This is a genomic window from Moraxella osloensis, assembly GCF_001553955.1.
Lineage (GTDB): Bacteria > Pseudomonadota > Gammaproteobacteria > Pseudomonadales > Moraxellaceae > Faucicola > Faucicola osloensis.
Window position 1 is genome coordinate 1,399,574 of sequence record NZ_CP014234.1, and the last position, 26,230, is coordinate 1,425,803.

Annotated in this window: 31 protein-coding genes and 2 tRNA genes; 21 read left to right on the top strand and 12 right to left on the bottom strand. The window is 43.4% G+C overall.

Features of this window, described 5'->3' with window-relative positions; genetic code table 11:
- Window positions 1-76 precede the first annotated feature (76 nt).
- From hisIE to AXE82_RS06120, 6 genes are all read left to right on the top strand, one after another.
- Window positions 77-916: a bifunctional phosphoribosyl-AMP cyclohydrolase/phosphoribosyl-ATP diphosphatase HisIE gene (gene hisIE / locus AXE82_RS06095; RefSeq protein WP_237049445.1), complete on the top strand. Its 840-nt coding sequence runs from the start codon at window positions 77-79 to the stop codon at window positions 914-916.
- Between the two features lie 216 nt (window positions 917-1,132).
- Window positions 1,133-1,363, top strand: a complete 231-nt coding sequence (gene tatA / locus AXE82_RS06100; protein WP_007117213.1) for a Sec-independent protein translocase subunit TatA — start codon at window positions 1,133-1,135, stop codon at window positions 1,361-1,363.
- 53 nt (window positions 1,364-1,416) lie between these two features.
- Window positions 1,417-2,154, top strand: a complete 738-nt coding sequence (gene tatB / locus AXE82_RS11890) for a Sec-independent protein translocase protein TatB (RefSeq protein WP_065252160.1) — start codon at window positions 1,417-1,419, stop codon at window positions 2,152-2,154.
- 92 nt (window positions 2,155-2,246) lie between these two features.
- The gene (gene tatC / locus AXE82_RS06110) at window positions 2,247-2,996 is read left to right on the top strand and encodes a twin-arginine translocase subunit TatC (RefSeq protein ID WP_257619698.1); all 750 of its coding nucleotides are present in this window, start codon (window positions 2,247-2,249) and stop codon (window positions 2,994-2,996) included.
- A 77-nt stretch (window positions 2,997-3,073) separates the two neighbouring features.
- Window positions 3,074-4,558 (top strand): UvrD-helicase domain-containing protein, encoded by a 1,485-nt coding sequence (locus AXE82_RS06115; protein WP_062332600.1) that lies wholly within the window; start codon window positions 3,074-3,076, stop codon window positions 4,556-4,558.
- Entirely contained in the window at window positions 4,551-5,564 is a 1,014-nt protein-coding gene (locus AXE82_RS06120) for a tRNA dihydrouridine synthase (RefSeq protein ID WP_062332602.1), read from the top strand. The genes AXE82_RS06115 and AXE82_RS06120 overlap by 8 nt, the downstream gene beginning before the upstream one ends.
- A gap of 4 nt (window positions 5,565-5,568) precedes the next feature.
- Here AXE82_RS06120 and AXE82_RS06125 read toward each other — a convergent pair whose 3' ends face one another.
- Complete coding sequence (locus AXE82_RS06125) at window positions 5,569-5,991, bottom strand: MAPEG family protein (protein ID WP_036596077.1); 423 nt, start codon at window positions 5,989-5,991, stop codon at window positions 5,569-5,571.
- An 11-nt stretch (window positions 5,992-6,002) separates the two neighbouring features.
- Window positions 6,003-6,449 (bottom strand): OsmC family protein, encoded by a 447-nt coding sequence (locus AXE82_RS06130; protein ID WP_062332605.1) that lies wholly within the window; start codon window positions 6,447-6,449, stop codon window positions 6,003-6,005.
- 345 nt (window positions 6,450-6,794) lie between these two features.
- Here AXE82_RS06130 and AXE82_RS06135 point away from each other — a divergent pair, with 345 nt between their 5' ends.
- Complete coding sequence (locus AXE82_RS06135) at window positions 6,795-7,313, top strand: RNA pyrophosphohydrolase (RefSeq protein WP_036596083.1); 519 nt, start codon at window positions 6,795-6,797, stop codon at window positions 7,311-7,313.
- Window positions 7,314-7,456: 143 nt separating this feature from the next.
- Here AXE82_RS06135 and AXE82_RS06140 read toward each other — a convergent pair whose 3' ends face one another.
- From AXE82_RS06140 to AXE82_RS06155, 4 genes are all read right to left on the bottom strand, one after another.
- Window positions 7,457-7,717, bottom strand: a complete 261-nt coding sequence (locus AXE82_RS06140; RefSeq protein ID WP_036596085.1) for a type B 50S ribosomal protein L31 — start codon at window positions 7,715-7,717, stop codon at window positions 7,457-7,459.
- Between the two features lie 169 nt (window positions 7,718-7,886).
- Entirely contained in the window at window positions 7,887-9,683 is a 1,797-nt protein-coding gene (locus tag AXE82_RS06145) for a M61 family metallopeptidase (RefSeq protein ID WP_062332608.1), read from the bottom strand.
- A gap of 200 nt (window positions 9,684-9,883) precedes the next feature.
- Window positions 9,884-10,603, bottom strand: coding sequence for a M48 family metallopeptidase (locus tag AXE82_RS06150; RefSeq protein ID WP_062332611.1), 720 nt, complete (start codon window positions 10,601-10,603; stop codon window positions 9,884-9,886).
- Window positions 10,604-10,615: 12 nt separating this feature from the next.
- Complete coding sequence (locus AXE82_RS06155; protein ID WP_036596088.1) at window positions 10,616-11,239, bottom strand: PH domain-containing protein; 624 nt, start codon at window positions 11,237-11,239, stop codon at window positions 10,616-10,618.
- A 173-nt stretch (window positions 11,240-11,412) separates the two neighbouring features.
- Between AXE82_RS06155 and AXE82_RS06160 the strand changes: the two genes are divergently transcribed.
- A complete protein-coding gene (locus tag AXE82_RS06160) occupies window positions 11,413-11,667 on the top strand; it encodes a hypothetical protein (protein WP_062332614.1) in 255 nt (84 codons plus the stop codon).
- 153 nt (window positions 11,668-11,820) lie between these two features.
- Here AXE82_RS06160 and hemH read toward each other — a convergent pair whose 3' ends face one another.
- Window positions 11,821-12,840: a ferrochelatase gene (hemH, locus tag AXE82_RS06165; RefSeq protein ID WP_062332616.1), complete on the bottom strand. Its 1,020-nt coding sequence runs from the start codon at window positions 12,838-12,840 to the stop codon at window positions 11,821-11,823.
- 124 nt (window positions 12,841-12,964) lie between these two features.
- A complete protein-coding gene (locus AXE82_RS06170; protein WP_062332619.1) occupies window positions 12,965-13,372 on the bottom strand; it encodes a hypothetical protein in 408 nt (135 codons plus the stop codon).
- Between the two features lie 175 nt (window positions 13,373-13,547).
- Here AXE82_RS06170 and metX point away from each other — a divergent pair, with 175 nt between their 5' ends.
- From metX to AXE82_RS06190, 4 genes are all read left to right on the top strand, one after another.
- Entirely contained in the window at window positions 13,548-14,714 is a 1,167-nt protein-coding gene (gene metX, locus AXE82_RS06175) for a homoserine O-succinyltransferase MetX (RefSeq protein ID WP_062334830.1), read from the top strand.
- A gap of 21 nt (window positions 14,715-14,735) precedes the next feature.
- The gene (metW, locus tag AXE82_RS06180) at window positions 14,736-15,344 is read left to right on the top strand and encodes a methionine biosynthesis protein MetW (protein WP_062332622.1); all 609 of its coding nucleotides are present in this window, start codon (window positions 14,736-14,738) and stop codon (window positions 15,342-15,344) included.
- Window positions 15,345-15,703: 359 nt separating this feature from the next.
- Window positions 15,704-16,285: a tetratricopeptide repeat protein gene (locus AXE82_RS06185; protein ID WP_062332625.1), complete on the top strand. Its 582-nt coding sequence runs from the start codon at window positions 15,704-15,706 to the stop codon at window positions 16,283-16,285.
- A gap of 239 nt (window positions 16,286-16,524) precedes the next feature.
- Window positions 16,525-17,772 carry an MFS transporter gene (locus AXE82_RS06190; protein WP_062332628.1) on the top strand — a complete coding sequence of 416 codons (1,248 nt, stop codon included), beginning with the start codon at window positions 16,525-16,527 and terminating at the stop codon, window positions 17,770-17,772.
- Here AXE82_RS06190 and AXE82_RS06195 read toward each other — a convergent pair.
- Window positions 17,762-18,571: a DNA-methyltransferase gene (locus AXE82_RS06195; RefSeq protein ID WP_062332631.1), complete on the bottom strand. Its 810-nt coding sequence runs from the start codon at window positions 18,569-18,571 to the stop codon at window positions 17,762-17,764. The two genes, AXE82_RS06190 and AXE82_RS06195, sit on opposite strands and share 11 nt — an antisense overlap.
- Window positions 18,568-18,783, bottom strand: coding sequence for a hypothetical protein (locus AXE82_RS06200; protein WP_036596632.1), 216 nt, complete (start codon window positions 18,781-18,783; stop codon window positions 18,568-18,570). Before AXE82_RS06200 ends, AXE82_RS06195 begins: the two co-directional genes overlap by 4 nt.
- Window positions 18,784-18,849: 66 nt before the next feature.
- On the opposite strand from AXE82_RS06200, the gene AXE82_RS06205 reads away from it, so the two are divergent.
- Both AXE82_RS06205 and AXE82_RS06210 read left to right on the top strand, forming a co-directional pair.
- On the top strand, window positions 18,850-19,083 hold the full coding sequence (locus tag AXE82_RS06205) for a helix-turn-helix domain-containing protein (protein WP_062332633.1): 234 nt from the start codon (window positions 18,850-18,852) through the stop codon (window positions 19,081-19,083).
- Window positions 19,052-19,747: a PDDEXK family nuclease gene (locus AXE82_RS06210; RefSeq protein WP_147285557.1), complete on the top strand. Its 696-nt coding sequence runs from the start codon at window positions 19,052-19,054 to the stop codon at window positions 19,745-19,747. Before AXE82_RS06205 ends, AXE82_RS06210 begins: the two co-directional genes overlap by 32 nt.
- A 3-nt stretch (window positions 19,748-19,750) precedes the next feature.
- On the opposite strand, the gene AXE82_RS06215 is transcribed toward AXE82_RS06210, so the two are convergent.
- Complete coding sequence (locus tag AXE82_RS06215; protein WP_062332635.1) at window positions 19,751-20,641, bottom strand: DNA adenine methylase; 891 nt, start codon at window positions 20,639-20,641, stop codon at window positions 19,751-19,753.
- Between the two features lie 129 nt (window positions 20,642-20,770).
- On the opposite strand from AXE82_RS06215, the gene ispE reads away from it, so the two are divergent.
- The 7 genes from ispE to panD all read left to right on the top strand — a co-directional run bounded on the left by ispE (window position 20,771) and on the right by panD (window position 25,346).
- On the top strand, window positions 20,771-21,676 hold the full coding sequence (gene ispE, locus AXE82_RS06220; protein ID WP_062332637.1) for a 4-(cytidine 5'-diphospho)-2-C-methyl-D-erythritol kinase: 906 nt from the start codon (window positions 20,771-20,773) through the stop codon (window positions 21,674-21,676).
- 99 nt (window positions 21,677-21,775) lie between these two features.
- Window positions 21,776-21,851: transfer RNA gene (locus AXE82_RS06225), tRNA-Gln, on the top strand.
- Between the two features lie 123 nt (window positions 21,852-21,974).
- A tRNA-Gln gene (locus tag AXE82_RS06230) sits at window positions 21,975-22,050 on the top strand.
- Window positions 22,051-22,177: 127 nt separating this feature from the next.
- Window positions 22,178-23,128, top strand: coding sequence for a ribose-phosphate pyrophosphokinase (locus tag AXE82_RS06235; RefSeq protein ID WP_007117244.1), 951 nt, complete (start codon window positions 22,178-22,180; stop codon window positions 23,126-23,128).
- Between the two features lie 272 nt (window positions 23,129-23,400).
- Window positions 23,401-24,126 (top strand): 50S ribosomal protein L25/general stress protein Ctc, encoded by a 726-nt coding sequence (locus AXE82_RS06240; RefSeq protein WP_036589199.1) that lies wholly within the window; start codon window positions 23,401-23,403, stop codon window positions 24,124-24,126.
- 37 nt (window positions 24,127-24,163) lie between these two features.
- Complete coding sequence (gene pth / locus AXE82_RS06245) at window positions 24,164-24,751, top strand: aminoacyl-tRNA hydrolase (RefSeq protein ID WP_050324934.1); 588 nt, start codon at window positions 24,164-24,166, stop codon at window positions 24,749-24,751.
- A 214-nt stretch (window positions 24,752-24,965) separates the two neighbouring features.
- Window positions 24,966-25,346, top strand: a complete 381-nt coding sequence (gene panD, locus AXE82_RS06250) for an aspartate 1-decarboxylase (RefSeq protein ID WP_036589204.1) — start codon at window positions 24,966-24,968, stop codon at window positions 25,344-25,346.
- A gap of 100 nt (window positions 25,347-25,446) precedes the next feature.
- On the opposite strand, the gene AXE82_RS06255 is transcribed toward panD, so the two are convergent.
- Window positions 25,447-26,073 carry a superoxide dismutase gene (locus AXE82_RS06255; RefSeq protein WP_062332640.1) on the bottom strand — a complete coding sequence of 209 codons (627 nt, stop codon included), beginning with the start codon at window positions 26,071-26,073 and terminating at the stop codon, window positions 25,447-25,449.
- Window positions 26,074-26,230: the final 157 nt, after the last annotated feature.

Below are 26,230 nucleotides of genomic sequence, written 5' to 3' on the forward strand. Positions count from 1 at the left end.
TATGATAAATGCCCGCATCGTTTGATGGGTGCTTTTTTTTGGCTAGGGCTTGCATAGTATGATACAGGGCGTGAATATGGATTGGCTAGATACACTAAAATTTGATGACAATGGGCTTATGCCTGCAATCGCTCAAGATTTTCATACAGGGCGCATTTTGATGATGGCATGGATGAATCGCGAGTCATTACGCCTGACTGCCGAAAAAATGCAAGCAGTGTATTGGTCACGCTCTCGCGGTAAATTATGGCACAAAGGCGAAAGCTCTGGGCATTTTCAGCAAGTCCATGAAATCCGCCTAGACTGCGATGCTGATGTGATTGTGCTGTCAGTCACCCAAGTGGGGGGGATTGCTTGCCACACGGGTCGGCAGTCCTGTTTTTATCGTCTGCTTGCCGATGACCACGGACAGCTACAATGGCAAATCACGGATGCAGTCATCAAAGACCCTGATGCGATTTATGGTGACAACGCCAAACCGACTCATAAGCACTCGCCGCTTTCAAGCAATCCAACCCAAACAAGCAATGCGACACAAACCGCTACGACGTCAGCGGATATTTTAACCGCGTTAGATGAAGTATTGATTGGGCGTAAAAATGCCAATCCTAATAGCTCATACGTGGCAAGCTTATACCATAAAGGTATCAACAAAATCTTAGAAAAAGTCGGTGAAGAAGCCACCGAAGCCATTATCGCTGCCAAAGATATCAACATTGCCAACGATACCCCCTATGAAGCCATCGCCGATGATACGGCGGTGAAAGATTTGGTGTATGAAATTGCTGATGTTTGGTTTCACACAATGGTCACATTGGCATGGTTTAATATACCGTCTTGGGCTGTCACCAATGAATTGGCAAGACGTTTTGGCTTATCGGGTATCGACGAAAAAGCCGCACGTCAAATCCCTTAAGTAATAGCCCTTAAGTAATAGCCCTTAAGTGAGCGCCCTTAAGTAAACGCCACTAAACAGTCGATAATTCCTGAGTGTTGCTGGCTAAAAGTGCAAAAAATTCGCCGTGTTTCACACCGTTTTTTGCACAGTTATGTCAACGCAATGGTTATGTGTTACACTGCAAATTCATATGGTCCTCACCCCTATTGTCAAGGTTAATCAAAGGATATTCTCATGGGTAGTTTCTCAATCACACATTGGTTAATTTTACTGGTTGTTGTTGTGGTCATTTTTGGCACCTCAAAACTGAAAAATGCCGGTAAAGATTTGGGTGGTGCCGTTAAAGGCTTTAAAGATGCGGTCAAAGATGAAAACGAACAGCATCTGAACAAAAACCGTGTCCTTGAACACGAAAAAGCTGAACTCAATACCACGCAGACCCAACAAGATAAACATAACGTTTAAACCCTAGTCGTTACTTTTTCTTTGGTTTTTAATCCCTAGCTGCCACGGTTGTTATGTTTGATATAGGTTTCTCCGAAATACTGTTATTTGGGGCGATTGCACTGATTGTGCTGGGCCCTGAAAAACTCCCCCAAGCGGCGCGTACTGCAGGTCAGTGGTATGCCAAATTCCGCCGTACGGTTGCAACACTGCAATCAGAAATTGAAGCTGAGCTTGACCTTGCCGAAACGCGCAAGCAAATGCAGCTTGAGCTGGAAAAAATTCGCCAAGCTGAAGTTGATATGAAACGTGAGATGGAAGCCCTTCGCAGCAGTGTGAGCGAACTACAGCAACATGGCAAAGTGCCTTCGATGCAAGCTCACAATACCCAGTCGGCTGATACAACCCTTAATCTTGGTCATGATACTAACGCAGTTAGCCTACCCACTGAACAAACCAGTCGTGAAGCACCCAGTCATAAACCACCTAGTCATGAAACAACCAATCATTTAGTTGAGCCAACAAATGATAGCACCGCGCTTTCACCAAACAATCCATCTGACGAGTCTTATCTGGTAGAAACCAAAGTAGACGATTATTTGCTGAGTCTAGAGGCTGATGTCGAAGCCGATGAAGTGGCTAAAAACTTACATGAAGCCCTATTCGCTGCCACTGAGCCAATGTATTATCGTTGGTTTTTGCTCAGTGATTATGACCGTGTCAGACGACTTCCCAATCCACCATTTTTACCCAATTATCAAGCCGATCCGCTACTGCACCAGTTGCCAAGTTTGGGTGGAGTTGCCCAGTGATTAAGCTTATCAAAACCAAAAAAACGCCTGAACAATTAGCCATTGAACAAGCTAAAGATGATAAACCATCGCAAGACAACACTTTGGTAGATATGCCCATCACTGAGCATTTGATTGAACTGCGCCGTCATTTGATTCATGGTTTTGCGGCGGTTTTGGTGATTTTTTTGGCATTGGCGGGCTTTTCGCGGGAAATCTACGATATTTTTTCCGCCCCGTTAACGGCGTTGTTACCAGTCAATTCTTCTATGATTGCAACCGATATCACCTCGTCATTTTTGGCACCGATTAAATTGACGCTGTATCTGGCTGTTATCTTGGCGATGCCGTATATTTTGTACCAGATTTGGTCGTTTATCGCACCAGGGCTGTATAAGCATGAAAAACGTATCGCCCTACCCGTGCTATTGTCATCGGTGATTTTGTTTTATCTGGGGATTGCGTTTGCCTATTATGTCGTGCTCAAAAGCGTGCTGGCTTTTTTTATCAAATTCTCCCCCGACAATGTGCTACCGATGACCGATATCGAAAGCTATCTAAATTTTGTGCTCAAGTTGTTTTTGGTGTTTGGGGCAACCTTTGAGATTCCTGTGTTGACGCTGCTACTGGTGCTGGCTGGCGTGGTGACAGTGGATAGCTTGGCGCAAAAACGGCGTTACATCATTGTCGGTTGTTTCGGTATTGCTGCGATTGTCACCCCACCTGATGGCTTATCGATGGTGATGCTAGCGATTCCGATGTGGCTGTTGTTTGAGTTGGGACTGGTGATGGCGCGTTTGCTCATCAAAGAAAAACAGCTGATTCGCCAAGACCAACAAGCCGCACAAGATGCATCATCTTAATCAGCAAACGTGTATAAGTTCAGCAAAAACTGCCAAATTTTGCTAAAATAGCTCACTTTTCTTTTAGCAAATCGCGTATGTCAAATCCCATTAACGCCCAACATCCCACTATCGAGCAGCAGCAGGCTGTCGATATGGCACTCACACGCCAGTCGTTTAAGGTGGTAGCGTATGCAGGCGCAGGCAAAACCACCACGCTTAATCTGATTGGCAATCAGCTGCGCGGTCGCGGGATTTATTTGGCATTTAACAAAGCGATTGCTTCAGAAGCCCAGCGTAAATTCCCCCACCATGTCGACTGTCGCACTTTTCACTCATTGGCATTTCGTCATACCGCTCGCGATATCACCGCAAAGCTGCAGCTACCGCGTTTTTCGCCCAGTCGCCTCGCCTCAGATTTGGGCTTGACCCCTGTGCAAGTCAAACGCCAAATTGAAGGCAAAAGCCAGTTTGTGACCTTAACGCCAGAGCGACAAGCGCGATTTGTCTCCGATGCGGTGAGCACGTTTTGTAGTACCCATGCCAGTTACCCCGCGCCGCGCCATTTGCAGTTTCCTGACTGGTTGGTTGCCAGTGAAGCTGAGCAGCTGCGCGATACCTTATACCCGTATGTAGAGCGGCGCTGGCAGCAGTCGATTGACCCGCGCCACCCTGCGGGGATTGGGCATGATATTTATCTCAAACTCTGGGCGCTATCCAAACCGGTGATTCCTGCGGATTTTATCTTATTTGATGAAGCGCAAGATGCTGACCCCTTGATGATGGGGATTTTGTCCAATCAGCCCAACCAAGTTATCTATGTGGGTGACGCGCATCAGCAAATTTATGAATGGCGCGGCGCTGTCAATGCCATGAAGCGCCTGCCGCTACCACAAACTTTGCTCACCCAATCGTTTCGATTTGGCGACCGAATTGCCGATGTGGCGAATGGGTTTTTAAAAGCGCTACAAGAAGAGGTGCCACTGCGCGGTAATCCTGCGATGGCGTCTACCTTAGGCAAAAGTATGGTGCATGGTCAAAAAGATGCCATTCTTTGCCGTACCAATGCCAGTGCGATGGTCAATCTGTTATCTGGGCTTAAAATGGGACATAAAGTTGCGCTACAAGCTGATACAGAGCGTTTGCTCAAATTTAGTCAATCTGCCGAACGGCTAAAAAAAGGACAAGCGGCTTATGGTGTGCCTGAGCTTGCCTACTTTAATAATTGGCGCGACGTGCAGGATTATAGCGAGACGAGCGAAGGCAGCGATTTAAAAACCCTCGTCAAACTGGTCGATGAACATGGCACCGAGACGCTAAACCAAGCAATCAATAGCTTGACCACACTGGACAAAGCCGACTATATCATCTCTACCGCGCATAAAGCCAAAGGGTTGGAATGGTCACGGGTGCAGATTGACAATGATTTTTATTATGATGTGACTTCTCAGGCGGTAAAAATCTCCCCCGAAGAGTTGCGACTGCTGTATGTCGCCTGTACGCGCGCCAAGGTAAATTTGGATATTTTTAATATTCAAGATTTGATTCACGGACTCAAAGATAAAAAGGTGATTTATGGCTAGTCACTTATCGCAATTTAGCCCCGATTTTACCAAGCCGCAAATCGTCCTTGCGCCGATGGAAGGACTGACCGACCCATTGATGCGGGATATTTTAACCAGTATCGGGCATTACGACTGGACGGTCAGTGAGTTTATTCGCGTCACCCAGCACGTCCTACCCGCGCATGTGTTTTATAAATTTGTACCCGAACTTTTGCATGAGGATAATTTAAAAGGCAAAACTATTCACGGCACGCCAGTACATGTACAGTTATTGGGCAGTGAGCCTGACTTGATGGCGGGTAATGCCATCAGAGCGGTCGAGCTTGGTGCGTTAGCCATTGATATTAACTTTGGTTGCCCTGCTAAAACTGTCAATAGTCACCGCGGTGGCTCGGTGTTGCTCACCGAACCTGAAACCTTGTATCAAATCATCCATGCAGTACGCCAAGCCGTGCCATCGGCTACGCCTGTATCAGCAAAAATCCGACTCGGCTATGAAGATACCTCACTCACCCAAGAAATCGGCGATGCGGTGCAATCAGCCAATGCCAGTTGGCTGACTATCCATGCCCGTACCAAAACCCAAGGCTATAAACCCCCTGCCTATTGGGAGTTAATCGCGCCCCTAACACAGCGGTTAAAATTACCCATTATTGCCAATGGTGAGATTTGGCAGACTGAGCAAGCCATGCGTTGCCGCAAACAAGCCAACACCCCACATATCATGCTCGGACGTGGTGCGGTTACTCGTCCTGATTTGGTCAATCAAATCAAAGCGATGGATAAAGGTGATAGGGCAGAAAATATGGCTTGGCACGCGCTACTTAAGCTACAAATTGCATTTTTGCAAGGACATGCCCGTAGCGACAATATGCTGGTGGGACGTTACAAACAGTGGCTTGGTATGTTGACCCAAGGCTATGAAGAAGCCAGCGAGCTTTGGCAAACGGTCAAAAAGCAAAAACAGCTTGAGACCATTGTTGCGATGTTGCAAGCACAATCCCAAACTGGCGATTGCTCATAGCAAATTAGCTCAATCGTATCGCTAAATAAAACAACATCAGCGGACAAGCTAGGCTAAGCGACCAAATAATTGAGCGAAAAGTTGCCCAATTGGCTATGTACGCCAAGCCATAAATAATCCGTAATATCACATACAACCATGCCAACTGGGTCACCACTGACAGCGGTACAAAAAATAGCAACGCCACAATCACCGCAGCCAAGAATACCGGCAAGGTTTCATAGCTATTTTGCTGCGCGGCATGGGCACGCGCTGCCGCGCCCGTTTGTTTACCCAAAAACTCGCGCGGATTGGCATTGTCTTTGCTTTTAAATCCGCCAAAGACTTTTGCCAATATCGCAAACACCAAGGGCAATAAACTGGCAACCATCATTGCCAGCACCACACTGCTATTGGTGGCAGGGACAGCACTCAAATAGGAAAACATGCCGTTATTCCCTACCCTTTAACCGTTTTATCAGTCATTTCACTAGGGGTTTCATCAATGATTTCGTAGTCATGGGTGATTTTGACACCGCCATTTTCTAGCATACGACTGGCTGAGCAGTATTTTTCTGCCGATAATTCGATGGCTTTTTTAACCTGCGCTTCTTTGATGGCGCTACCTTTGACCACAAAATGCAAATGAATATCAGTAAATACTGCAGGAATCGTGTCGGCACGCTTAGCCGATAACTGACACTCAACGTCGCTCACCGCCTGACGGGCTTTTTGCAGGATACTGACCACATCATAACTGGCACAGCCGCCAAGCCCCATCAAAACCATTTCCATGGGTTTGGCACCCAATTTCTCGGTTGAATCCATGATGATTTTATTGCCATTTTCAGTCACAGCTTCAAAATTAATGTCTTCGTTTTTTAACCAATTTACCGTTGCTTTCATATTGCTCCCAGATGCTTATAATTTTTAAAAAAATATTTTGTATAAAATCAAGGGATATTATGCGCTTTTTATGTCCGTGAAACAATTTATAGCAAATAAACATTACACTTTTGACATAAAAACTGGTTTAATAGTCGGTAATAAAGGCAGTGATTACATTGTCCATGTTTTTTAGCAATAATAATAAAATAAGCGTCTGTTGGTATGAGATGGGTTTATTCCCGATGATTTGATTGACCAAAACTTTAATAATGGTCTGCAAGGATATGCGTAAACCTTGCGACCCAAAAAACTTGATAATGTGATTACCTGCCGATTTTAACCATTAAATTGAAGGTAATCGTCATGATTGATGCAGACGGCTTTCGAGCCAACGTAGGTATCATCTTGGCAAATACACACGGGCAAGTACTGTGGGCAAAACGCGTGGGTCACGATGCTTGGCAGTTTCCACAAGGCGGCATTGATTTTGGTGAAACGCCGCTTGATGCAATGTATCGGGAATTGTGGGAAGAAGTCGGACTGTATCCTCAGCATGTCAAAGTGTTGTCACAAACCCAAAATTGGCTTCGTTATCGGTTGCCAAAACGTTTTGTACGACAAGGACAATATCCTTTGTGTATTGGACAAAAACAAAAATGGTTTTTGCTCCAGCTAGATGAGAACAATGTAGAACATATCCGTTTTGATACGGCAAAACCTGAATTTGACCGCTGGGAATGGGTCAGTTACTGGTATCCACTTAACCAAGTGGTGGCATTTAAACGTAATGTATATCGCCGCGCCTTGTTTGAGTTATCACCGCAGTTGCCACTCAAAAAAGAATTGTTACTACCCAAAAACGTAAAAATTCATTCTTATTAAACCTAAACAAATAAATCCAAAAAAAGCTCACTTCGGTGAGCTTTTTTTGTCGTATTGTTAGGGACTGTCTCGTACTGTCCCATTTTATCCAATAAAAAAACCCTTCGCAGTTGCAAAGGGTTTTTGATAATAAGCGATTAAACTTATTTTTTGTTACGACCTGCAAATGCGCCGAAACGTTTGTTGAAGCTTGCCACACGACCTTCGTTTTGGGTTTTACGTTGTTCGCCGGTGTAGAATGGGTGTGAGGCACTTGAAATATCGAGTGCGACGTATGGGTATTCTTTACCTTCGTATTCGCGAGTTACTTTTGATTTGATAGTCGAGCGAGTTAAAAAGTAAACGTCAGCGTTGGTGTCGTGGAATAAAACTTCTTGATAATCTGGATGGATATCTGGGCGCATGGTTAGGTCTCTAGTCATTATCCTGCCCTTTGGTCTGCAGTTAGTATGCGTGGCACGAATCTTTATTTTGCTAAAAATTCACCCAAACACCCAACCGATTAAAGCCAACACAGGATGGATTGATAAAATTGGAAGCCGAATTTTACTAGATTTGCTTTATGTTTGCAAGTTATTTCCACTGCAGCCATTTTGTAAGGCTTGTATTTTCACCCGCTAACAGCGTCCATTTTTGCGGTTGTTTAACATGCGTGTCGCTCACGGGTGGCACTTCAAGCACGAGCAGCTCATCGCGGCGAAATACATGGCACACGGCAGGGTCTTCACTAATTGTTTGGGTTTTGGCAGTGGCTTTGAGCCATTTTTCGCTCGCCTTTAACCCATCAATTGCCACGATGACGTCATTAGCAGAAATCCCTGCAGCGGCGGCTTGGCTATTTCGCACAACACGTTGCACTTTTAACCCCGTAGGCTCGCTCATATATTTCATGCCCCAAGTAATATCATCGTCTTTTTGTTCAATACTCACACCCTGTTCTGACAACCGTTCAAATAGCGGTAATTCTGTCGTGCCGTCGATATAATTGGCTCTAAAATCTTGCCAAACCTCTTTGGGTAAACATTCATTCATGACGTCATCTAGATTGGCGTCCGTCATACCAAAACGGCGATTATCTTGGGCTTTGGCTTTGTCATAAAAAACTTTTATCACATCAAAAATACGTTTGCCATGGTTTAGCAAAGTCAAGTCTAAACATAACGCCACCAGCGCGCCTTTATTGTAGTAGCTAATCCCGGCGTTGGCGGTGTTCTCATCGCTACGATATAGCTTTATCCACGCATCAAAGCTTGATTCTGCCACGCTTTGCAAGGCGCGTCCGTGGGTTTGATAGTAGCGATTGATTTGTTCAGCAAGTAGCTTTAGATAGCTATGTTGAGAAATAACCCCGCTTTTTTGTAGCATAAAATCATCCACATAACTGGTAAAGCCTTCAAACACCCATAGCAAGGTGGTGTAGGTCTCTTGGTTAAAATTGGCGGTTAAAAAGACTTCGGGACGCACGGTTTTAACCCACCACGCATGAAAATATTCATGGCTACACAAGCCCAAAAAGCGTTGATAACTCTCGCTTGGCTCAGCTTGTTCAAAAAATGTGGGTAGGTCATCTCGTGGGGTAATCAAGCTGGTACTGGCAAGGTGCTCAAGCCCGCCATAGTCGCTTGAAGTTGCTATGGTCATAAACAGATAATCATCAAACGGCGTATCACCGAGCCAATCGACATAGCTTTGACAAATTTTGCTAAGGTCAGTTTCTAGCCGTTCAAGGTCGCTGTGGTGTACACCAGAAATCACAAATCGGTGGGCAATGGTGTTTTCGCCACTTTTTACATCGAACCAAAATTCGTCTTGCTCAGCAATTTCAAATGGGCTGTCGGTGAGTTGCTCGTAGTTGTCGGCAGTTAGCTGATAGATGGTTTGTTCGGCTTGTTGGTGCATTTTTTCCGGTAAGGCAGTGGCTAGGCTGACTTCCACACCGTTTACCTCATAAAAGTCTTGCGGGCAAATGAGTTCGGCTTTAATCGCTTGGTTTTCTTGCCCTTGTACCGCTAAAGCCAGGGAGGTGAAGTTGCCGTACAGGCGAGTTTCATCGACATATGCCCCACGCACGGATAAGTCATAAGCATAGACTTCATAAGTGACGCTAATACGGTCGCCTTGCTTGGCGTGGATTTGCCAGTGGTTTTTATCAAGTTTTTTAAGCCGTTGATTGTTATTGGCGTTGGGGTGATGAATGGTGGCGGTGACAGCCGTAATGTGTTTGCTAAATTCTCGAATCATATAACTGCCCGCAATCCAAGCAGGTAGCCAAACGATTGGGTCGTCATTGTCCGCAGTAAACGTAAGCGTGACATCGACAAGGTGTTCACGGAATTTTTTAAAATCGAACTGGTAATGAATTTGGGACATTTTTTATCAGCTTTTTAGTGATTATATTTAAATATTGAAATAGGGTTACATTTTAGCAGATTGATTTTAGGAATTTGCAACTTTTACGGCTAACACAACCCTATCTCATAGCGAGATGGATTTTTTTGTGGCTTTAATAATTAAAGCTAGAATCGTTACGGTTCAAATAGTTACAGCTTGAATTTTTACAGCTTGAATAATTACAGCTCGCCAAATTTTAATTGCTGATGCCACAGTTGATAATCTGGCATGACTCGTGCCACCTGAGCCCAAAATCGTGCCGAATGATTGGGCTCAATCAGATGACAAAGCTCATGCACCAATACATAATCCGCGCAGTCTGGGGGAAATTGCGCTAGCCAAACGGACAAGCGAATGGTTTTGGCTTGGGTGCTACAACTGCCCCATCGGGTCTTCATGGTGTAAGGCGTGATGCTATTTGCGGATTTACCCACTTTGTCTTGCCAAAACGCTTGGCGGTTTTGGATAAATTGAGTAAGCCAAAATTTATAAATATAGAGTAAAGTTTTGCCAACATCCAATCGCGCCAGCTCGCTTGGTTTTATGTGGTGCTTTAACAATAACTCTCCAAGCACAACCTGTTGCCCTTCAAAATAAACGTTGCTTTCAAGGGTCAAATTTGCCAAGTCTTTAATATCATTGATATAGGCAGGTTTTTTGGGTTTAAGTTGTTTAAGTTTTCGTTGTTTTTGCTGACAATCAATTGCCCATGCAAGGCGATGTTCAAGCGATTGCATCAGCAGGTGTTGTGGCATACACATGGGATAAGACACGCTGAGCAAGCTGGTAAACGGTGCTTCATCAATCGATTTGATACGAAAGTTGATATGTTTGACCCGTTTGCTTTCAATCGCAAGTTTGATACCTTGCTCAGCGTAGGCGGTGAGTACAGTTTGCATAAGTTTTAGCAATTATTGACGCAAGTAATGCTCAAAAATCGCGCCAAAGTCATAATTACGAATGGTCTTTAAACGCTCGCCATAGGCATTTTCTACTTGTGCGACAGTTTGGTTGATGACATCCGGCAAGTTAAGCACCACGTTTTCTGACAGTTCGCGTAGGCTAAACATATTGGTGACGGTATTAAAGGATTTTTCTAGCACCGTTTCTTCATGGGCAATGCGTTTGCATTGCTCGCTAATCGCAGTCAACGCCTTATAGATGTCACGGATTTGCTCGATTTGATTTTTGTCGATATCAATCGAAAACGCCATACCGCCCAAGCTAAATTTTAGCTCAGCATCCATATCCATCGTGCCTGCGGTCTCAATCATGATATTGGCAGGCTGAAAATTGCGGTACGGATAGCGTTTTAGCAGGCGTTTTTTACTGGTCGCCGACTGCCCATCAAGGTGGATAAAGGCGACATTGGTAAAGCAATATTCGTCCATTTTTGACTTAATCACAAAATAAATCCGCTCGTTATCTTCGTGAAAAATATAGTCATCAATATCGGTTTGGTTAAACTGGCTCGGTGGGATGATTTTACCGATGTCACTCAAACCCAATGCATCTGAGGCAAGATTTTTAAACATAGCCACTTCCTGTTTTATCCATAAAAATTGTTAAAAACGCTGTCTGTGCGAAAAACTGTTTTCGATAACATAACACAAATATCACATTGGCAACATAGATGTCATGCTGATTACTGGCTATGATAACGCCATAACACTGATAATAAACAATAAATGAAAATTAAGGAACAAAAATGAAAGCCAAACCAACATATAGCAATTTGAGCGATATTGATGCGGATAGTTTTACTGTGCAATTGGATGATGAATCCTTGTCATCAAGCCATATTGAAGCGGGTGAAAGTGGTCTGACCGCGATTCATCGCCAAAATATTGATGAGCAGCGGATTGATGAATTACTGGTTGAAGACAGCTTTAGCGAAGAGCACTATCCGACCATTGGTGATATCGCTGACCCTGATGCCGCAGATGAAAGTTATAAAGACTGATTTCCTGTACTGAAATTTTTTGTATTTAAAGGTCAAAAAGAAACACCAAAAAGGTTGGTAAGCTACCAACCTTTTTTATTAGCTTGCTGTTAATAAGACTTGCTATTAATGCGCTTAATAATCCGCTTTAATCTCAAGCTTTAACAATAAGTATTAATACCAACCTTGCAGATTTTGTTGCCACGCTTGCACGTGTGGCAATGCCAATGATTCAAACAAGTCAATATGCGCAGCATCCACATTGAGTGCAGGGATATAATGATAATCCCCACCGCCATTGGACTGGAATGTCTCTCGATTTTCGACTGCCAACTCTTCTAACGTCTCTAAGCAATCTGCCGAAAATGCCGGACTTAGCACCTGCACTGACTTGATCCCTTGCTTGCCCCACTCGGTTAAGGTGACATCCGTATAGGGTTTGACCCATTCTTGCTTACCAAAGCGTGATTGAAAACTACATTCCCACTCATGACGCTCAAGCCCCAACACTTGCGCCAAATGCGCTGCCGTACAGCGACAGCGTCTGGCATACGGATCGCCTTTTTGCTCATATGGCTCTGGAATCCCGTGAAAACTCAATAGCAGTTTTTCAGGTTTGCCATGTTCATCTTGGAAGCGTTTGACGCTCTCAGCCAAGGCTTGGATGTATTGCGGATGGGCAAAATAATCTTTGACAAAGCTGATGCTGGGTAAATTACGCTGCTTAAGTCCCCATTTGGCGACGACATCAAACACCGCGCCAGTGGTGGAACCGGAAAACTGTGGATAAGCTGGCAACATTACGATTTGCTCTACTTTTTTGGTAGTTAATGCCGATAGCACATCTGTTAACGCAGGTTTGCCGTAGGTCATGGCAGCATGGACGCTTACTTTGCAAGGCAGTTGATGTTGGTCAAAACGCTGCTGCAACAAGTCCACTTGGGCAAGCGTGATTTTACGCAGTGGGGAATCACCGTCCCACACGCTAGCATAGGCGTGGGCAACCCGTTTGGGGCGACTGCGTAGCACAAACAAGTTTAAGATGATTTGCCAGATAAACTGCGGAATTTCAATCACGCGCGGATCGGACAAAAATTGTTTGAGATAGCGACGCACCGCTGCTTCAGTTGGTGCATCGGGTGTTCCCAAATTCACAAGGACAACGGCAATTTCAGGTGGATTGCTTGGCTTCATAATTTGTCTTTAATCCAAAAAATTATAAAAAAAGTGGGGTTAAGATTAGCATATTTACTAGGGCGCGCGTACTGGATAATCACCTGAAATTGCTCAATTATTGCATTTTTAAGCTATATTTGAATCAATGACAACCTATCCCACCCATGACCAGTAGCGCATCCACTAGGCGGGAATTTTGTTCAGATGATACAGGACTTTTAGCAGGACTTTTACTTTTAAAGGTTGCGTTTTGTGAGGGACTGCTAGCCGATTCACCGTCTGCTTGGTGGCTATGCTGCTTGGGCTGTTGGTGCTGTTGGTTTTGATAGTGGTTTTGGTGGCTGTTTGGATGGCTGAGGGAGTGATTGCTTTGATGATGGCTAATCGTCGTGTCGCTTGTGGCTTTACTAGCATTGACAGCCAAAACCGATGTTGGCTGATGAAACGCCAAATACGTCAATGCCAAAAACCCCGTGAGCGCCAATCCTGTGAGCGCCAATCCCGTAAGCGATAGGAGTGTATAGTGGGGTGATGATGCTAAATTTGGCATTTGAATTCCAAGTTGTGATAACCCATATAAACCCTTACAATAGCTATACTTTTAATGCGTTATCAATCAAAAATTAGTGAGAAAGCGGGTGAGCACACAGCAACACAAACCACATGCCAAGATTTTACCTGAAGCTGAATTGACTGTCCCCAAAAATTTTGACGACGATCATCCTATTAGTTTTGCCAAATCTGGTGGCAAATCTGTGGGTATCGTCACACCGCAAAAAATTCATTTTGATACCCCATTGACACTAGAATGCAATCGCACGCTGCCATTTTTTGATTTAATGGTGGAAACTTATGGCGAGCTCAACGCCGATAAATCCAATGCGATATTGATTTGTCATGCGCTATCGGGCAGTCATCATGCGGCTGGCTATCATAGTAGCGATGATAAAAAAGCCGGCTGGTGGGATACTTTTATCGGTCCTGGCAAAGCGATTGATACCACGCGTTTTTTTGTGGTGTGTCTTAACAACATTGGTAGCTGCTACGGCTCGACCGGTCCAACCAGTACCAACCCAGAAACCGGCAAGCCGTATGGTCCAGATTTTCCCTTAGTCACCATCAAAGACTGGGTAAAAACACAAGTCATGCTCTCTGACTATCTGGGCATTGACATTTGGCATGCCATTGTTGGTGGCTCAATGGGCGGCATGCAAGCCATGCAGTGGTCAATTGACTATCCGGGTCGGCTGAAAAAATGTGTGGTCATTGCCAGCACGCCCAAGCTGTCTGCGCAAAATATTGCCTTTAACGAAGTGGCACGCCAATCGATTTTATCCGATCCTGATTTTTGTGAAGGACGCTATATCGAGCAAGGCAAAATCCCCAAACGCGGCTTGATTTTGGCGCGTATGGTCGGTCATATCACTTATCTCACCGATGAAGCGATGCGGGTGAAATTTGGACGCGATTTGAAAGCCGGCAAGCTGATGTTCAATTACGATGTAGAATTTCAAGTGGAAAGTTATTTACGCTATCAAGGTGAGCAGTTTAGTGAACGTTTTGATGCCAATACCTATTTGCTGATGACCAAAGCACTGGATTATTTTGACCCAGCGCGTGGCGCGATTGAGGATGACAGTATCAATGATAGCTTGAGTGATACCGATGCGCTACGGTTGGCATTGGCAAATACCCAATGTAAGTTTTTAATTATATCCTTTACCACCGATTGGCGGTTTAGCCCAGAGCGCTCGCAAGAAATTGTGGATGCGCTAATTGCCAATGGTAAGCCCGTAAGCTATATCAATATCGATGCCGCCTATGGGCATGATTCGTTTTTGTTTGATATCCCGACCTATCGTCAATCGGTATTTAATTTTTTAACGGCTTAACTTAGATTTAACGAGAATTGAATGAAAATCGACCATCAACTTGCCGAACGCTGGATCAAACCCAATGCCAAAGTCTTAGATTTAGGCTGTGGCAACGGTGATTTACTCGCGCATTTGCAAAACAAATTGGGCGTATTTGGCTATGGTATCGAAATCGACCAAACTAAAATCAATGACTGTATCACCAAAGGCGTTAACGTCATTGAGCAAGACTTAAATGATGGGTTGGCGCGGTTTGCCGACGCAAGCTTTGACACGGTGGTGATGGCGCGCGCCCTACAAGCGGTCAAAGAGCCCGACCAACTACTCCTCGACATGGTACGTGTTGGCAAAGAAGTGATTGTCACTTTCCCTAATTTTGCGCATTGGCAAAACCGTATTCACTTGGGTATCAAAGGTATGATGCCAATGTCTGAAGCCCTGCCGTTTGCTTGGTACAACACGCCCAATATTCACTTGTGTACCTTTAAAGACTTTGAAAAGCTGTGTGATGACAATGACATCCGCATCATCAATCGTTTTGCGGTACAAGAAAGTGAAAAGCCCTACCCTTGGGCATTGGCGCAAATCATCCGCAAAAACCCCAACTTACTTGCCGATGTGGCAATCTATCGTGTTACCAAAAACTAAGCTGTTTTATCGCTGATTCTATGCCTATGAAAATTTGGTCAGCGGATAAATTACCGTCTAATCTAACAATATGTCACAAAAGTAAAGCCCTACACGACACCAAACGTCGCAAGTGTTTGTTTCCCCTGTGAAATATTGTAACAACTGTTTACATTTTCACTTAAATATTTGAAACGCAAAGCAAACAGTGTTAACCTAAAACAATCAAAAGATTGCGTTATCCTATTAAAACATAACGAATGGCTAAATCATTGTAAAATTTAAGATTTTCTGTTAATTCGTTTACCTATTTATTAAGTTTATTTTATCTAAACCTAGGCAAGCTTGCGATGGCTGCAGCTTGATACTCGGAGTTGGTTATGAAATTATTAAAAGTCACCGTATTAACTGCATTTTTAAGCTTATCAGGCGTTGCAAGCGCTGAACTGGTTGCCAATATTCCACTCAATGGCTCACGCTATGACAGCATGGAACCGATGGCATTACTAAGCCAAGCTAAATCTGGCAACCAACAAGCCCAATTCTTCCTAGCCAAACGCTACCAAAAAGGTCTCGGCATTCAGCAAAACTTCCAACAAGCCATCCAGTGGTACACCACCGCCGCCAAACAAGACATTGCACCTGCACAATTAAATCTTGCCATGATGTATATCCGTGGCGAAGGCGTGCAGCCTAATGCTGGGCAAGCGCGTTATTGGTTAGAAAAAGCGGCAAAACTGGGTGATAACCGTGCCAGCTATACCCTAGCCATGCTAGATGAAAAAGAAAAGAAATTGGTCGATGCCTACAAATGGTATGACCTAGCGGCTCGTGACGGCATGCTATCAGACCAAGTACGCACCCGCGCGCAAAGCAAAATCGGTCAATTGGCATTAAACTTGTCATCACAAGATATTGCCACTGCACGTAGCCGTGCGGATTCTTGGTTCCAAAGCAAGTAAATTTAATACAACGAATGTTTGGTTAAGTGTTAACCTAACCATTAAAATCCCTGAGACCCTAGTATTTACTAGGGTTTTTTGTTTTTATGGGTTAAATTAATCAAGATTGCTCGGCGCACATTGATTGTATGAAATCGCGCATTCATGGATTTTTTTGAACAGTTTTATGCGTCAGATACTAGCGCGTTAGCCAAGTAGTTGCCACCCCAGTTTTTGCTACCTTTTTTTGGATATGCCCTATGTCAAGCCCTGCCCTACCGTCAAAAAATCAGCTTTGGCTGTTAGTTGCCGCCGCTGCGGCTATTTTATTGATAACGTCTGGGATTCGCCTATCGCTTGGGTTATTTATCAAACCGATTGATGCTAGCGCGCATATCGGCATTGTGCAAATCAGTTTTGCCTTAGCGGTGACACAGCTGATGTGGGGCGTGTCACAGCCTGTGACAGGGGCACTGGCGGATAAGTTTGGCGCATGGCAGGTACTATTGTTCGGTACCTTGCTACTGGCGATTGGCTGTTTTAGTGTGCCCTATTTTGTCAGTGCCGCTGGTTTGGTGGTCACGCTTGGGATTTTGGTCGCATTTGGGACAGGGGCGGGTAGTTTTTCAGTGCTGATGGGACAAGTGGCGAATCAAACCCCACCCCATATGCGCGGCACTGCATCGGGTATTATTAATGCAGGTAGCTCGTTTGGACAATTTTTATTTGCGCCGATTTTACAAGGGTTAATTGCTCTGCCATTGATAGGTTGGACAGGGGCAATGTATTTTATGGCAGGGACAAGTTTGCTGTGTTTGCCGTTGGCCTATTATCTCACGCACGGTAAAAATGTTGGTAAACATGCGCCTGCCGCTTCGTCGGCGGTTGCTCATGACCAAGTCCACGAAACGCTATCACAAGCCATCCGACGCGCGCTTAGCGATCGTAACTATTGGCTGCTGCATATCGGCTTTTTTACCTGTGGTTTTCATATTGCGTTTTTGGTCACTCATTTGCCGATGGAAGTAACGTTGGCGGGTCTCGGTAGCAATGTTGCCTCTTGGTCGCTCGCGTTGATTGGCTTATCAAATGTGGTCGGCAGTTTGTTTGTCGGCTGGTGTGTGGGTCATTTTCGCAGTAAATATATTTTGTTTTGGATGTATTTGAGCCGTACTATCTTGATTGCGATTTTCTTGATGGCACCCAAAACCGCAACGACTTTTTTTATATTTGCGGTTAGCTTGGGTCTAACTTGGCTTGCCACGGTACCCCCGACTGCGGCAACCGTCGGCAAGTTGTATGGGGTCAAATATTTGGCGACCTTGTTTGGATTGGTGTTATTTAGTCACCAAGTTGGTGGGTTTTTGGGCGCCTACTTGGGGGGAATTGTGGTCGATAAATTTGGTAATTATCAGTATATGTGGTATGCCGATATGGCACTGGCTGCCTTGGCTGCTGTGCTCAATCTACCGATTCAAGAGCCAAAAATAATGAAAGCTACAAGCTAATCTGTTGTTTGACTCTCTCTTTAAAATATTGGCGTGATTTTTCATCCAACCCAAGATAGCGATTTTTGCTTAAGGTTAAAAAATTACTATCTTGGTCAACTCCGATAAATTTTCTACCAAATAAATTGGCAGCAATACCTGTTGTCGATGAGCCTGTAAATGGGTCAAGCACGAGATCATTGGCTTTGGTAGACGCCAAAACAATCCTTGACAACAATCCTAACGGTTTTTGCGTAGGATGTTTGCCAAATTGCTTTTCCCAGCTTGATACCGCAGGCAGACGCCAAACATCTTTCATTTGTTTGTCACCATTGAGCGACTTCATTAATTCATAATCAAAGTAATGCGGAATTTTTGGGTTTTTTCTTGCCCAGATTATCCATTCAGTTGAATAGGTGAAATAGCGACAAGAAAAATTTGGCGGTGGATTGGGTTTTTCCCAAGTTATCATGTTTAAGACTTTAAAATTGAGTTGTGATAATACTCGCCCTAGCGTAAAAATATTGTGGTGGGTTCCACTCATCCAAATCGTGCCATTATCTGCCAACATTCGCTTTGCTTGGCTTAGCCAATCATAAGTAAAAATATAGACTTCATTATCATCACTAAATTTATCCCACTCACCCTTATTGACCGATTGCACTATACCATTTTTAACCGTTAATCCGTCATTGGATAAAAAATAAGGCGGATCAGCAAAAATCATATTGATAGATTTATCATCGATTGTCGGCAAAATGTGTGAGCAATCACCTTGCAGCAGCGTAAAATCTTGTAGTTCTGATTGATAAAAAATCATTCCATCATATCCGCAATAAAGTGCAACATTGACGCGATATCATAACTCCCTTCTAAAAATCCCATATTTTCACAACCATCAGGAATGAAAACCGTCTGGTTTTCTAACCGACTATCCAAGCTAAGCATTCGCAAGGTATTCACAATTTTGCCTTTGATGCCTTCATCCGCTAGCCATTCACAATCATCATTGAACTTGTAAGCAACATGCATGTCAATAATTCCAAAATAACACTTATTGTGTGTGGTTAATTTTAATCAATCAGTGAGAATAACGCAATGGAAAATGACATTTTAATCAAGTTTGGGCAAAAAATTCGCCAACTGCGCAAAGCTAAAAATCTCAGTCAAGAGCAGTTAGCAGAACTGACAGGGTTTCATCGTAACTATATTGGGATGGTCGAACGTGGCGAGCGAAATCCTGCACTAAACAATATTGAGATTTTTGCTAACGCGTTTGATTTGTCGTTAAGTGAATTATTTGATTTTAGGGGAAAAAATGAAACTAATTGATGTATTTGATAAATTGCCAGCCCTTTATCACAAGCCATTTTCACAGCTTAAACTTCAAGAAGATTTAACCAGCTTTACAATTAATAAAGGTAATACGGGTCAATTCTTACAACAGCTTTTAGACATGCCAAACAATAGCGATTTGACCGATTTTGAAGATGGTGAGTTAAAAACCAATAAAGCAGATAGCAACGGCAAACCTAGAGAAACCATGTTTATTACCCAAATCTCTAAAGATTTTGATAGTTTATTTTTTAATGATACTGTAGAAAATCGCTTACTAGCCAAAATAAGTAATTTGCTTTATCTGCCTGTTTGTAAAAACAGTAAAGAGCCTAATGATTGGTATTTTTTACCTGCGTATCACATTAATTGCAAAGAAAATCATGATTTGTTTCAACAATTTCATGATGATTTTGAAACAATAAAAGCAAAAATCTTGCATGATTTGGAAAATTCATCCGACAAATTTATTCATACTTCAAACGGCAAATATATCCAAATTCGCAGTAAAGATGCAAAGAGAGCGAACGGGCAATATAATCCAATATTTTGCACCACGCTTGATCGCCATGTATCCAATAAAAACCATGCATTTTATTTTAAAAAGGAATTTATGCTAGATATTCAAAACGGTACTATCAAAGCCGATAAAATTGTTTAGAGATTAATAGTTCCGTATTAACAACTCATTGACGGCTTGGCGACTGGTTGATTTTGCCCCAATAGCACGATTAGCCGTTACTCGCTCAATATTAAAATCTTGATAGAGTATGTCGAAGAAATCATCATACTCGCTGTGCGTCGTTGGGTCGGAATTACTTAATAAAAACTGATGTCCCAATTTATCAATTTTTTGGCAAAACCCATGTAGCCGACGTTGCTCACTGTCATCAAAAACTTGATGAGAATATGCAGTAAAACTTGCTGTTTCGCTAATCGGGCGATAAGGTGGATCAAGGTAAAACCAGCAAGGTAAGTTGTTTGGTAGCGCTTTAATCGTTTGCTCGTAGTCACCCTGTAAAATCACGACTTTTTGCAACGCGTCAGAGACTGCAAGTAATAATGCTTTATCCAAAAAAACGGGTCTTTTATAACTACCTATTGGCACATTAAACTGATTTTTTTTATTAACTCGATATAGCCCATTAAAACTGGCTTTATTCAAAAATATAAATAAACTGGCTTGCTTCACTGGATCAAGATTTCTTTGATTGAAACTTGCACGTTTAGCATAAAAATAAGGCGTTTTTGCATCTTTATCTAACAACTTATCATAATCTTTTTGCAAGTTATCTAACTCAATCATTAACTGTTGAACATCTGCCTTGATAACCTGATAGACATTTATTAAATCTTCATTAAAGTCATTAATAATAAGTTTTTTTAGATACTTTAAGTTAGATAATGCCCAAAAACTGACCGCACCCCCACCTAGAAATGGCTCAATCATACAGAAATCTTGATTGGCTGTATAATTTGGCAAACGTGCTTGTATATCACCGATGAGTTGTGATTTACCGCCAGCCCATTTTAGAAAAGGTTTAAGTTGAGACATTTTTTAAATTTGAACATCGAATCAAAAAGGAAAGGCATTATAGCACAGCCGATTTTTATCCTTTCAATGAACTTCAATGCAAATTGATGTGTTAAAATTTCGAGCCACCCTGTTACTCATTATAAAAATATGCCGACCATTACCCAACAATCCCCTGCCAAAATCAATTTATTTTTACATATTACCGGTAAACGCCCCGACGGCTATCACAATCTACAAACCGTATTTCGGCTGATAGATTTGTACGATACACTCACTTTTAGCCATACGGATAAAACCATTGGCGACAACTTACCCGTCACCCTGACCAATGCCGAGCACGTCACCGACACCCCTGCCGACAATCTGATTGTTAAAGCGGCCATTGCCTTATTAGCCTTTGCCAAAAATCATCAAATTTTGAGTGACTCGCAAATCGCCCAATTACCGATTGTTGATATTCACCTCGATAAACACATTCCGATGGGGGCAGGCTTGGGCGGGGGTTCGTCTAATTGTGCGACAGCCCTGATGACGCTCAATACCTTATGGCGACTGGGATTGAGAAATGAGCAGCTACGCCTCATTGGCGCAAAACTGGGCGCGGATGTACCGATATTTATTTTTGGCAAAGATGCCATTGCTGAAGGCATTGGTGAGATTTTAACGCCGATTGACTTGCCTGCGCAGCAATTTTTATTGCTAAAACCCGATGCCCATATCAGCACGGCTGAACTTTTCGCCCACCCGCTGCTAAAACGGGATTGCGCAAGCCTTTCTCATGACTATTTAAAAAGCCATTGCCATGCCTTTACCAATGAGTTAACCGATGGCTTTACCAATGTTTTTGAACCTGTGGTATGTGCCTTATCTACAGACGTCAACGCCGCGATGAATGTTTTAATGACGCTTGCCGCCAACACCCACACCACACCGCGCATGACGGGCTCAGGCAGTTGTGTGTTTTTGCCAGTACCCAGCGATTTTGATAAAAATAGCATCAAACACTGGTTACAATCCTCACCTTTTCAGGCGTATTGGGTGCATACGCTGTAACAAAATTTTGGAAAATCAACAATTGCAAAAATTTTGATGTTTATGCCCAAAAAAAGCTTGCAATTTTATGTTTTTTGGTTAAAATATCGCTTCCAATATAGGGGTATCGCCAAGTTGGTAAGGCACCAGGTTTTGATCCTGGCATCCGTTGGTTCGAGTCCAGCTACCCCTGCCATATTCAAAGATGTACAGATTTTTTTGTGCCTCACGTAGTAAAAATTTTGTCATAAAATCTGCGCTGTTCAAGACATTTTACATTGACAAAATTGCCTAAAATCGGTATAGTTCGCACCGTCACAGGGGTATCGCCAAGTTGGTAAGGCACCAGGTTTTGATCCTGGCATTCGTTGGTTCGAGTCCAGCTACCCCTGCCATTTTCTTTACTAACCCATTTTTAGTAGTTGACGTAATGACGTTTTTCTCATCCTAATTGTAAAAGTTAGTTGATGGGTTTTTTTGTTTGATGAAACCGTCGTTGGTCTAGAAAAATAGGACTCGCATATGCCTTATTTGGCAATTTTTACCGGAAATGCCCATCCAGAATTGGCAAAAAATGTCACCAATCACTTACATATTCCGCTAGGACGTGCCGATGTGACGCGTTTTTCGGATGGTGAAGTCGCGGTTGAAATCCAAGAGAATGTACGTGGTAAAGACGTCTTTATCCTACAATCAACTTGCTCACCGACCAATGACAATTTGATGGAAATCATGGTAATGGCAGATGCCTTGCGCCGTGCGAGTGCAGGTCGTATTACGGCAGTGATGCCCTATTTTGGTTATGCGCGTCAAGACCGTCGTCCTCGCTCAGCGCGTGTGCCTATCTCAGCAAAAGTGGTCGCTGATATGCTCAATATTGTGAGCATTGACCGTGTGGTTACCGTGGATTTGCACTCAGACCAGATTCAAGGTTTCTTTGATATTCCTGTAGACAATATTTACGGTACGCCGGTTTTATTTAAAGATTTACGTGAGCAAAAATACGATAACTTGATGGTAGTATCCCCTGACGTGGGCGGTGTGGTGCGTGCCCGTGCAATGGCAAAACAGTTAGGCGATGCCGATATGGCAATTATTGATAAACGCCGCGCCAAAGCCAACGAATCAGAAGTGATGCATATTATCGGTGATGTTAAAGACCGCGATTGCGTGATTATTGATGATATGGTGGATACCGCAGGTACCCTGTGTAAAGCCGCTGCCGCATTAAAAGAACGTGGCGCGCGCCGTGTGGTGGGTTACATCACCCACCCCGTATTGTCAGGTAAAGCAATTCAAACAATTGCAGCGTCAGTGCTTGATGAGCTTGTCGTAACCGATACTATCCCACTGTCAGATGCGGCAAAAAACACGGGCAAAATTCGCCAAGTGACTATTGCCCCTATGCTGGCTGAAGCGCTACGTCGTATCAACAATGAAGAATCATTGAGTGCGATGTTTGACATTATGTAGGTGATTTTAGGCAATGCTAGTCAACATGTAAGATGCGGGCGTATTGGTTATGCCCATGTTGCTATTGTTAACTTGCTATTTGCAAAATAATTGTTAAAGTTTTGCCATTTTTTAAAAAATGGCGCATAACGCATAAATTGGTCGCAAATTTATGCTTTTTTTCACTCGCTAGTCACTTGCCAATCTTTACAAGCAGAGCTTTGTAAGTAAAGGCAAAAAGCCAAGTCATACTGACCAGGCACCCATGACTAGCCTAACCCAAGGAAACTCCCATGAGTAACCAAACTTTTGAATTAAACGCTGTCGTACGTGGCGACGAGTTACAAGGTAAAGGTGCGAGCCGCCGCCTTCGTAAACAAAACCTAGTACCAGCAATCGTGTACGGTGCGGACAAAGAGCCAGCCTCTATTGCCATCCGTTACAATGAGTTGATTAAATCACTGGAAACAGAAAGTTTCTTCTCTCACATTTTGACCATCAACGTAGAAGGTCAAGGTACGGAAGAAGTGGTGATTAAAGCACTACAACGTCATCCAGCCAAAAACACCCCAATGCACGCTGACTTCCAACGTATCGTCCGTGGTCAAGCGATGCACATCACTGTTCCTGTACACTATGTAGGCGCTGAAGATGCACCAGGTCATAAAGCAGGCGGTATCTTTGTATCGAATGCTACGGAACTTGAAATCACTGCCATTCCTTCAAAAATCCCAGAATACTTGACAGTCGATGTCTCTGGCATGAACATAGGCGATTCGATTCACTTGTTAGATATCCAGTTGCCTGAAGGCGTTGCCATTCGTGAGCTTGAAGTGACTGAACCGTTTAACCGTACCGTGGCTACTATGCAAGCGCCAACGGTGGAAGTTGAAGAGCCAATCGAGCCAGAAGCAAATGAAGAAGCTGCCGGTACTCGTGATCCTGAAGGTGACGAAGAAGCACGTAAGCTTCAAGCACAAGATGATACCCATGATGCCCCAAAATCTGATGATGAATAATCATTTGTCATTTGCCGCTTAAGTTGGAATAATCAGCGTGTCAAAACTGAAACTGATTGTCGGACTTGGCAACCCAGGTCAGCAGTATGCCCAAACACGGCATAATGCTGGCTTTTGGTTTGTGGAGCGTATAAGCGAGACGTTTAACATCACCATGACGTTGGATAAAAAATTTCATGGTTTGGTTGGACGTGGCGTAGTGTATGGCATGGATATACGCTTATTGTTACCGCATACTTTTATGAATAAATCAGGGGAAGCGGTGGTGCCGATGGTGAGTTTTTATGGCATCCACAATGACGAACTGCTGATTGTTCATGATGAGCTTGACCTTGATGTGGGTCGTATGCGCTTAAAAACAGGCGGTGGTCATGGCGGTCATAATGGACTGCGTGATATCGTGCCGCATATCGGCGCGGATTTTCACCGTTTACGTTTGGGGATTGGTCATCCAGGACATAAGTCCAAAGTATCGGGTTATGTGCTTGGCAAACCGACCGCTGATGAGCAAATCGCATTTGACAGTATGCTAGATGCTGCCATGCGTACCCTGCCCGACTTGGTGACAGGTGACTTAGCCAAAGCCCAGCAAGCCATCAATAGTTTTAAACTACCCCATGCCTAACGTTAACCAAAGGACAAGATTGATAAATCTTAGGGTTTATCCTTGAACTTTTATTTTCCTTCCATATATTGATTGCAAGATGGATGAATTTCTCACCTGATATTTCAATCATGTTTAACTTTTATCGAGTTGGTTAATAGCCTCTCATGACTAGCCTGCTCACTTTTACCACAATGACGCGCATCGCGTTAACCTGACAAGGTAAGGAACGATCATGTTATTAACCCTATTAAAAGCCAAACTTCACCGTGCGCGTGTGACCCATTGTGAGCTTCACTACGAAGGCTCATGTGGCATTGATAGCGAGTTACTCGACTTGGCGGGCATCCGTGAGAACGAATCAATCGACATTTACAATGTCAACAACGGTAAACGTTTTCGCACCTATGCGATTCGTGCAGAAGCAGGCTCAAAAATGATTTCGCTCAACGGAGCAGCCGCTCACATGGCGGATTTAGGCGATGTGGTAATTATCGCTGCTTACGCGCAAATGGATGAGAAAGAAGCCGACAACCATCATCCACGCTTGGTTTACCTTGATGAAGGTAATATTGTTAAAGACACTGCCAACGTGATTCCTGTGCAAGTCTCTTAACACAGCTTTATCGTCACCACAAATGTGCAAATAAAAAAAGCCGAAATTGATTCGGCTTTTTTTAAAAAATTAAAGGACTTAAAGAAGCAAAGATAGGCAATTATTTTTCTACGCCAGCTTCTTGACCTTTGTATTTGGCGTTTGCGTAATCCCAGTTGACCAGTTTGTCTAGGAAAGTATCAACGTAGTCTGGACGACGATTACGATAATCGATGTAATAAGCATGTTCCCACACGTCACACGTCAATACTGCAACTTGGTTATGCGCTAATGGGGTGTCTGCGTTTGCAGTCTTAATGATTGATAATTGACCACCAATACTGTCAGCCACTAACCATGCCCAACCTGAACCAAATTGGCTTACAGCCGCGTTTTTGAATTCTTCACGGAATTTTGCATACGAACCAAACGCTTCTTCGATTTTGGCTTTTAGATCGCCTGTTGGTTCACCGCCACCATTGGCAGTTAGGCAGTTCCAGTAGAAAGTATGATTCCAAACTTGTGCCGCTTGGTTAAAGATGGTTGCTTTGCTGCTATCACCTGCGGTGGCTTTGATGATTTCATCCAACTCTTTACCTTCAAGACCTGAACCTGGTAGTAGCTCATTTAGTTTGTTAACATACGCTGCATGGTGTTTGTCATGGTGAAATTCTAGGGTTTCTGCACTGATATGTGGCTCAAGCGCATTTTTGGCATATGGTAAATCTGGTAATGTAATGTGTGACATGTTATTTTCCTTTTTCCTTCGCTATTGTTGTGATGACTTTATGATAAAAGTGACCACATGCCATTTTTGTGATAAAAGCTTTGTATTAAAAACGCATATATCAAAACCATATCTAAAATGGCAAGTTGGCTGGGTTTATGTTCTTTAGTTTATGTTA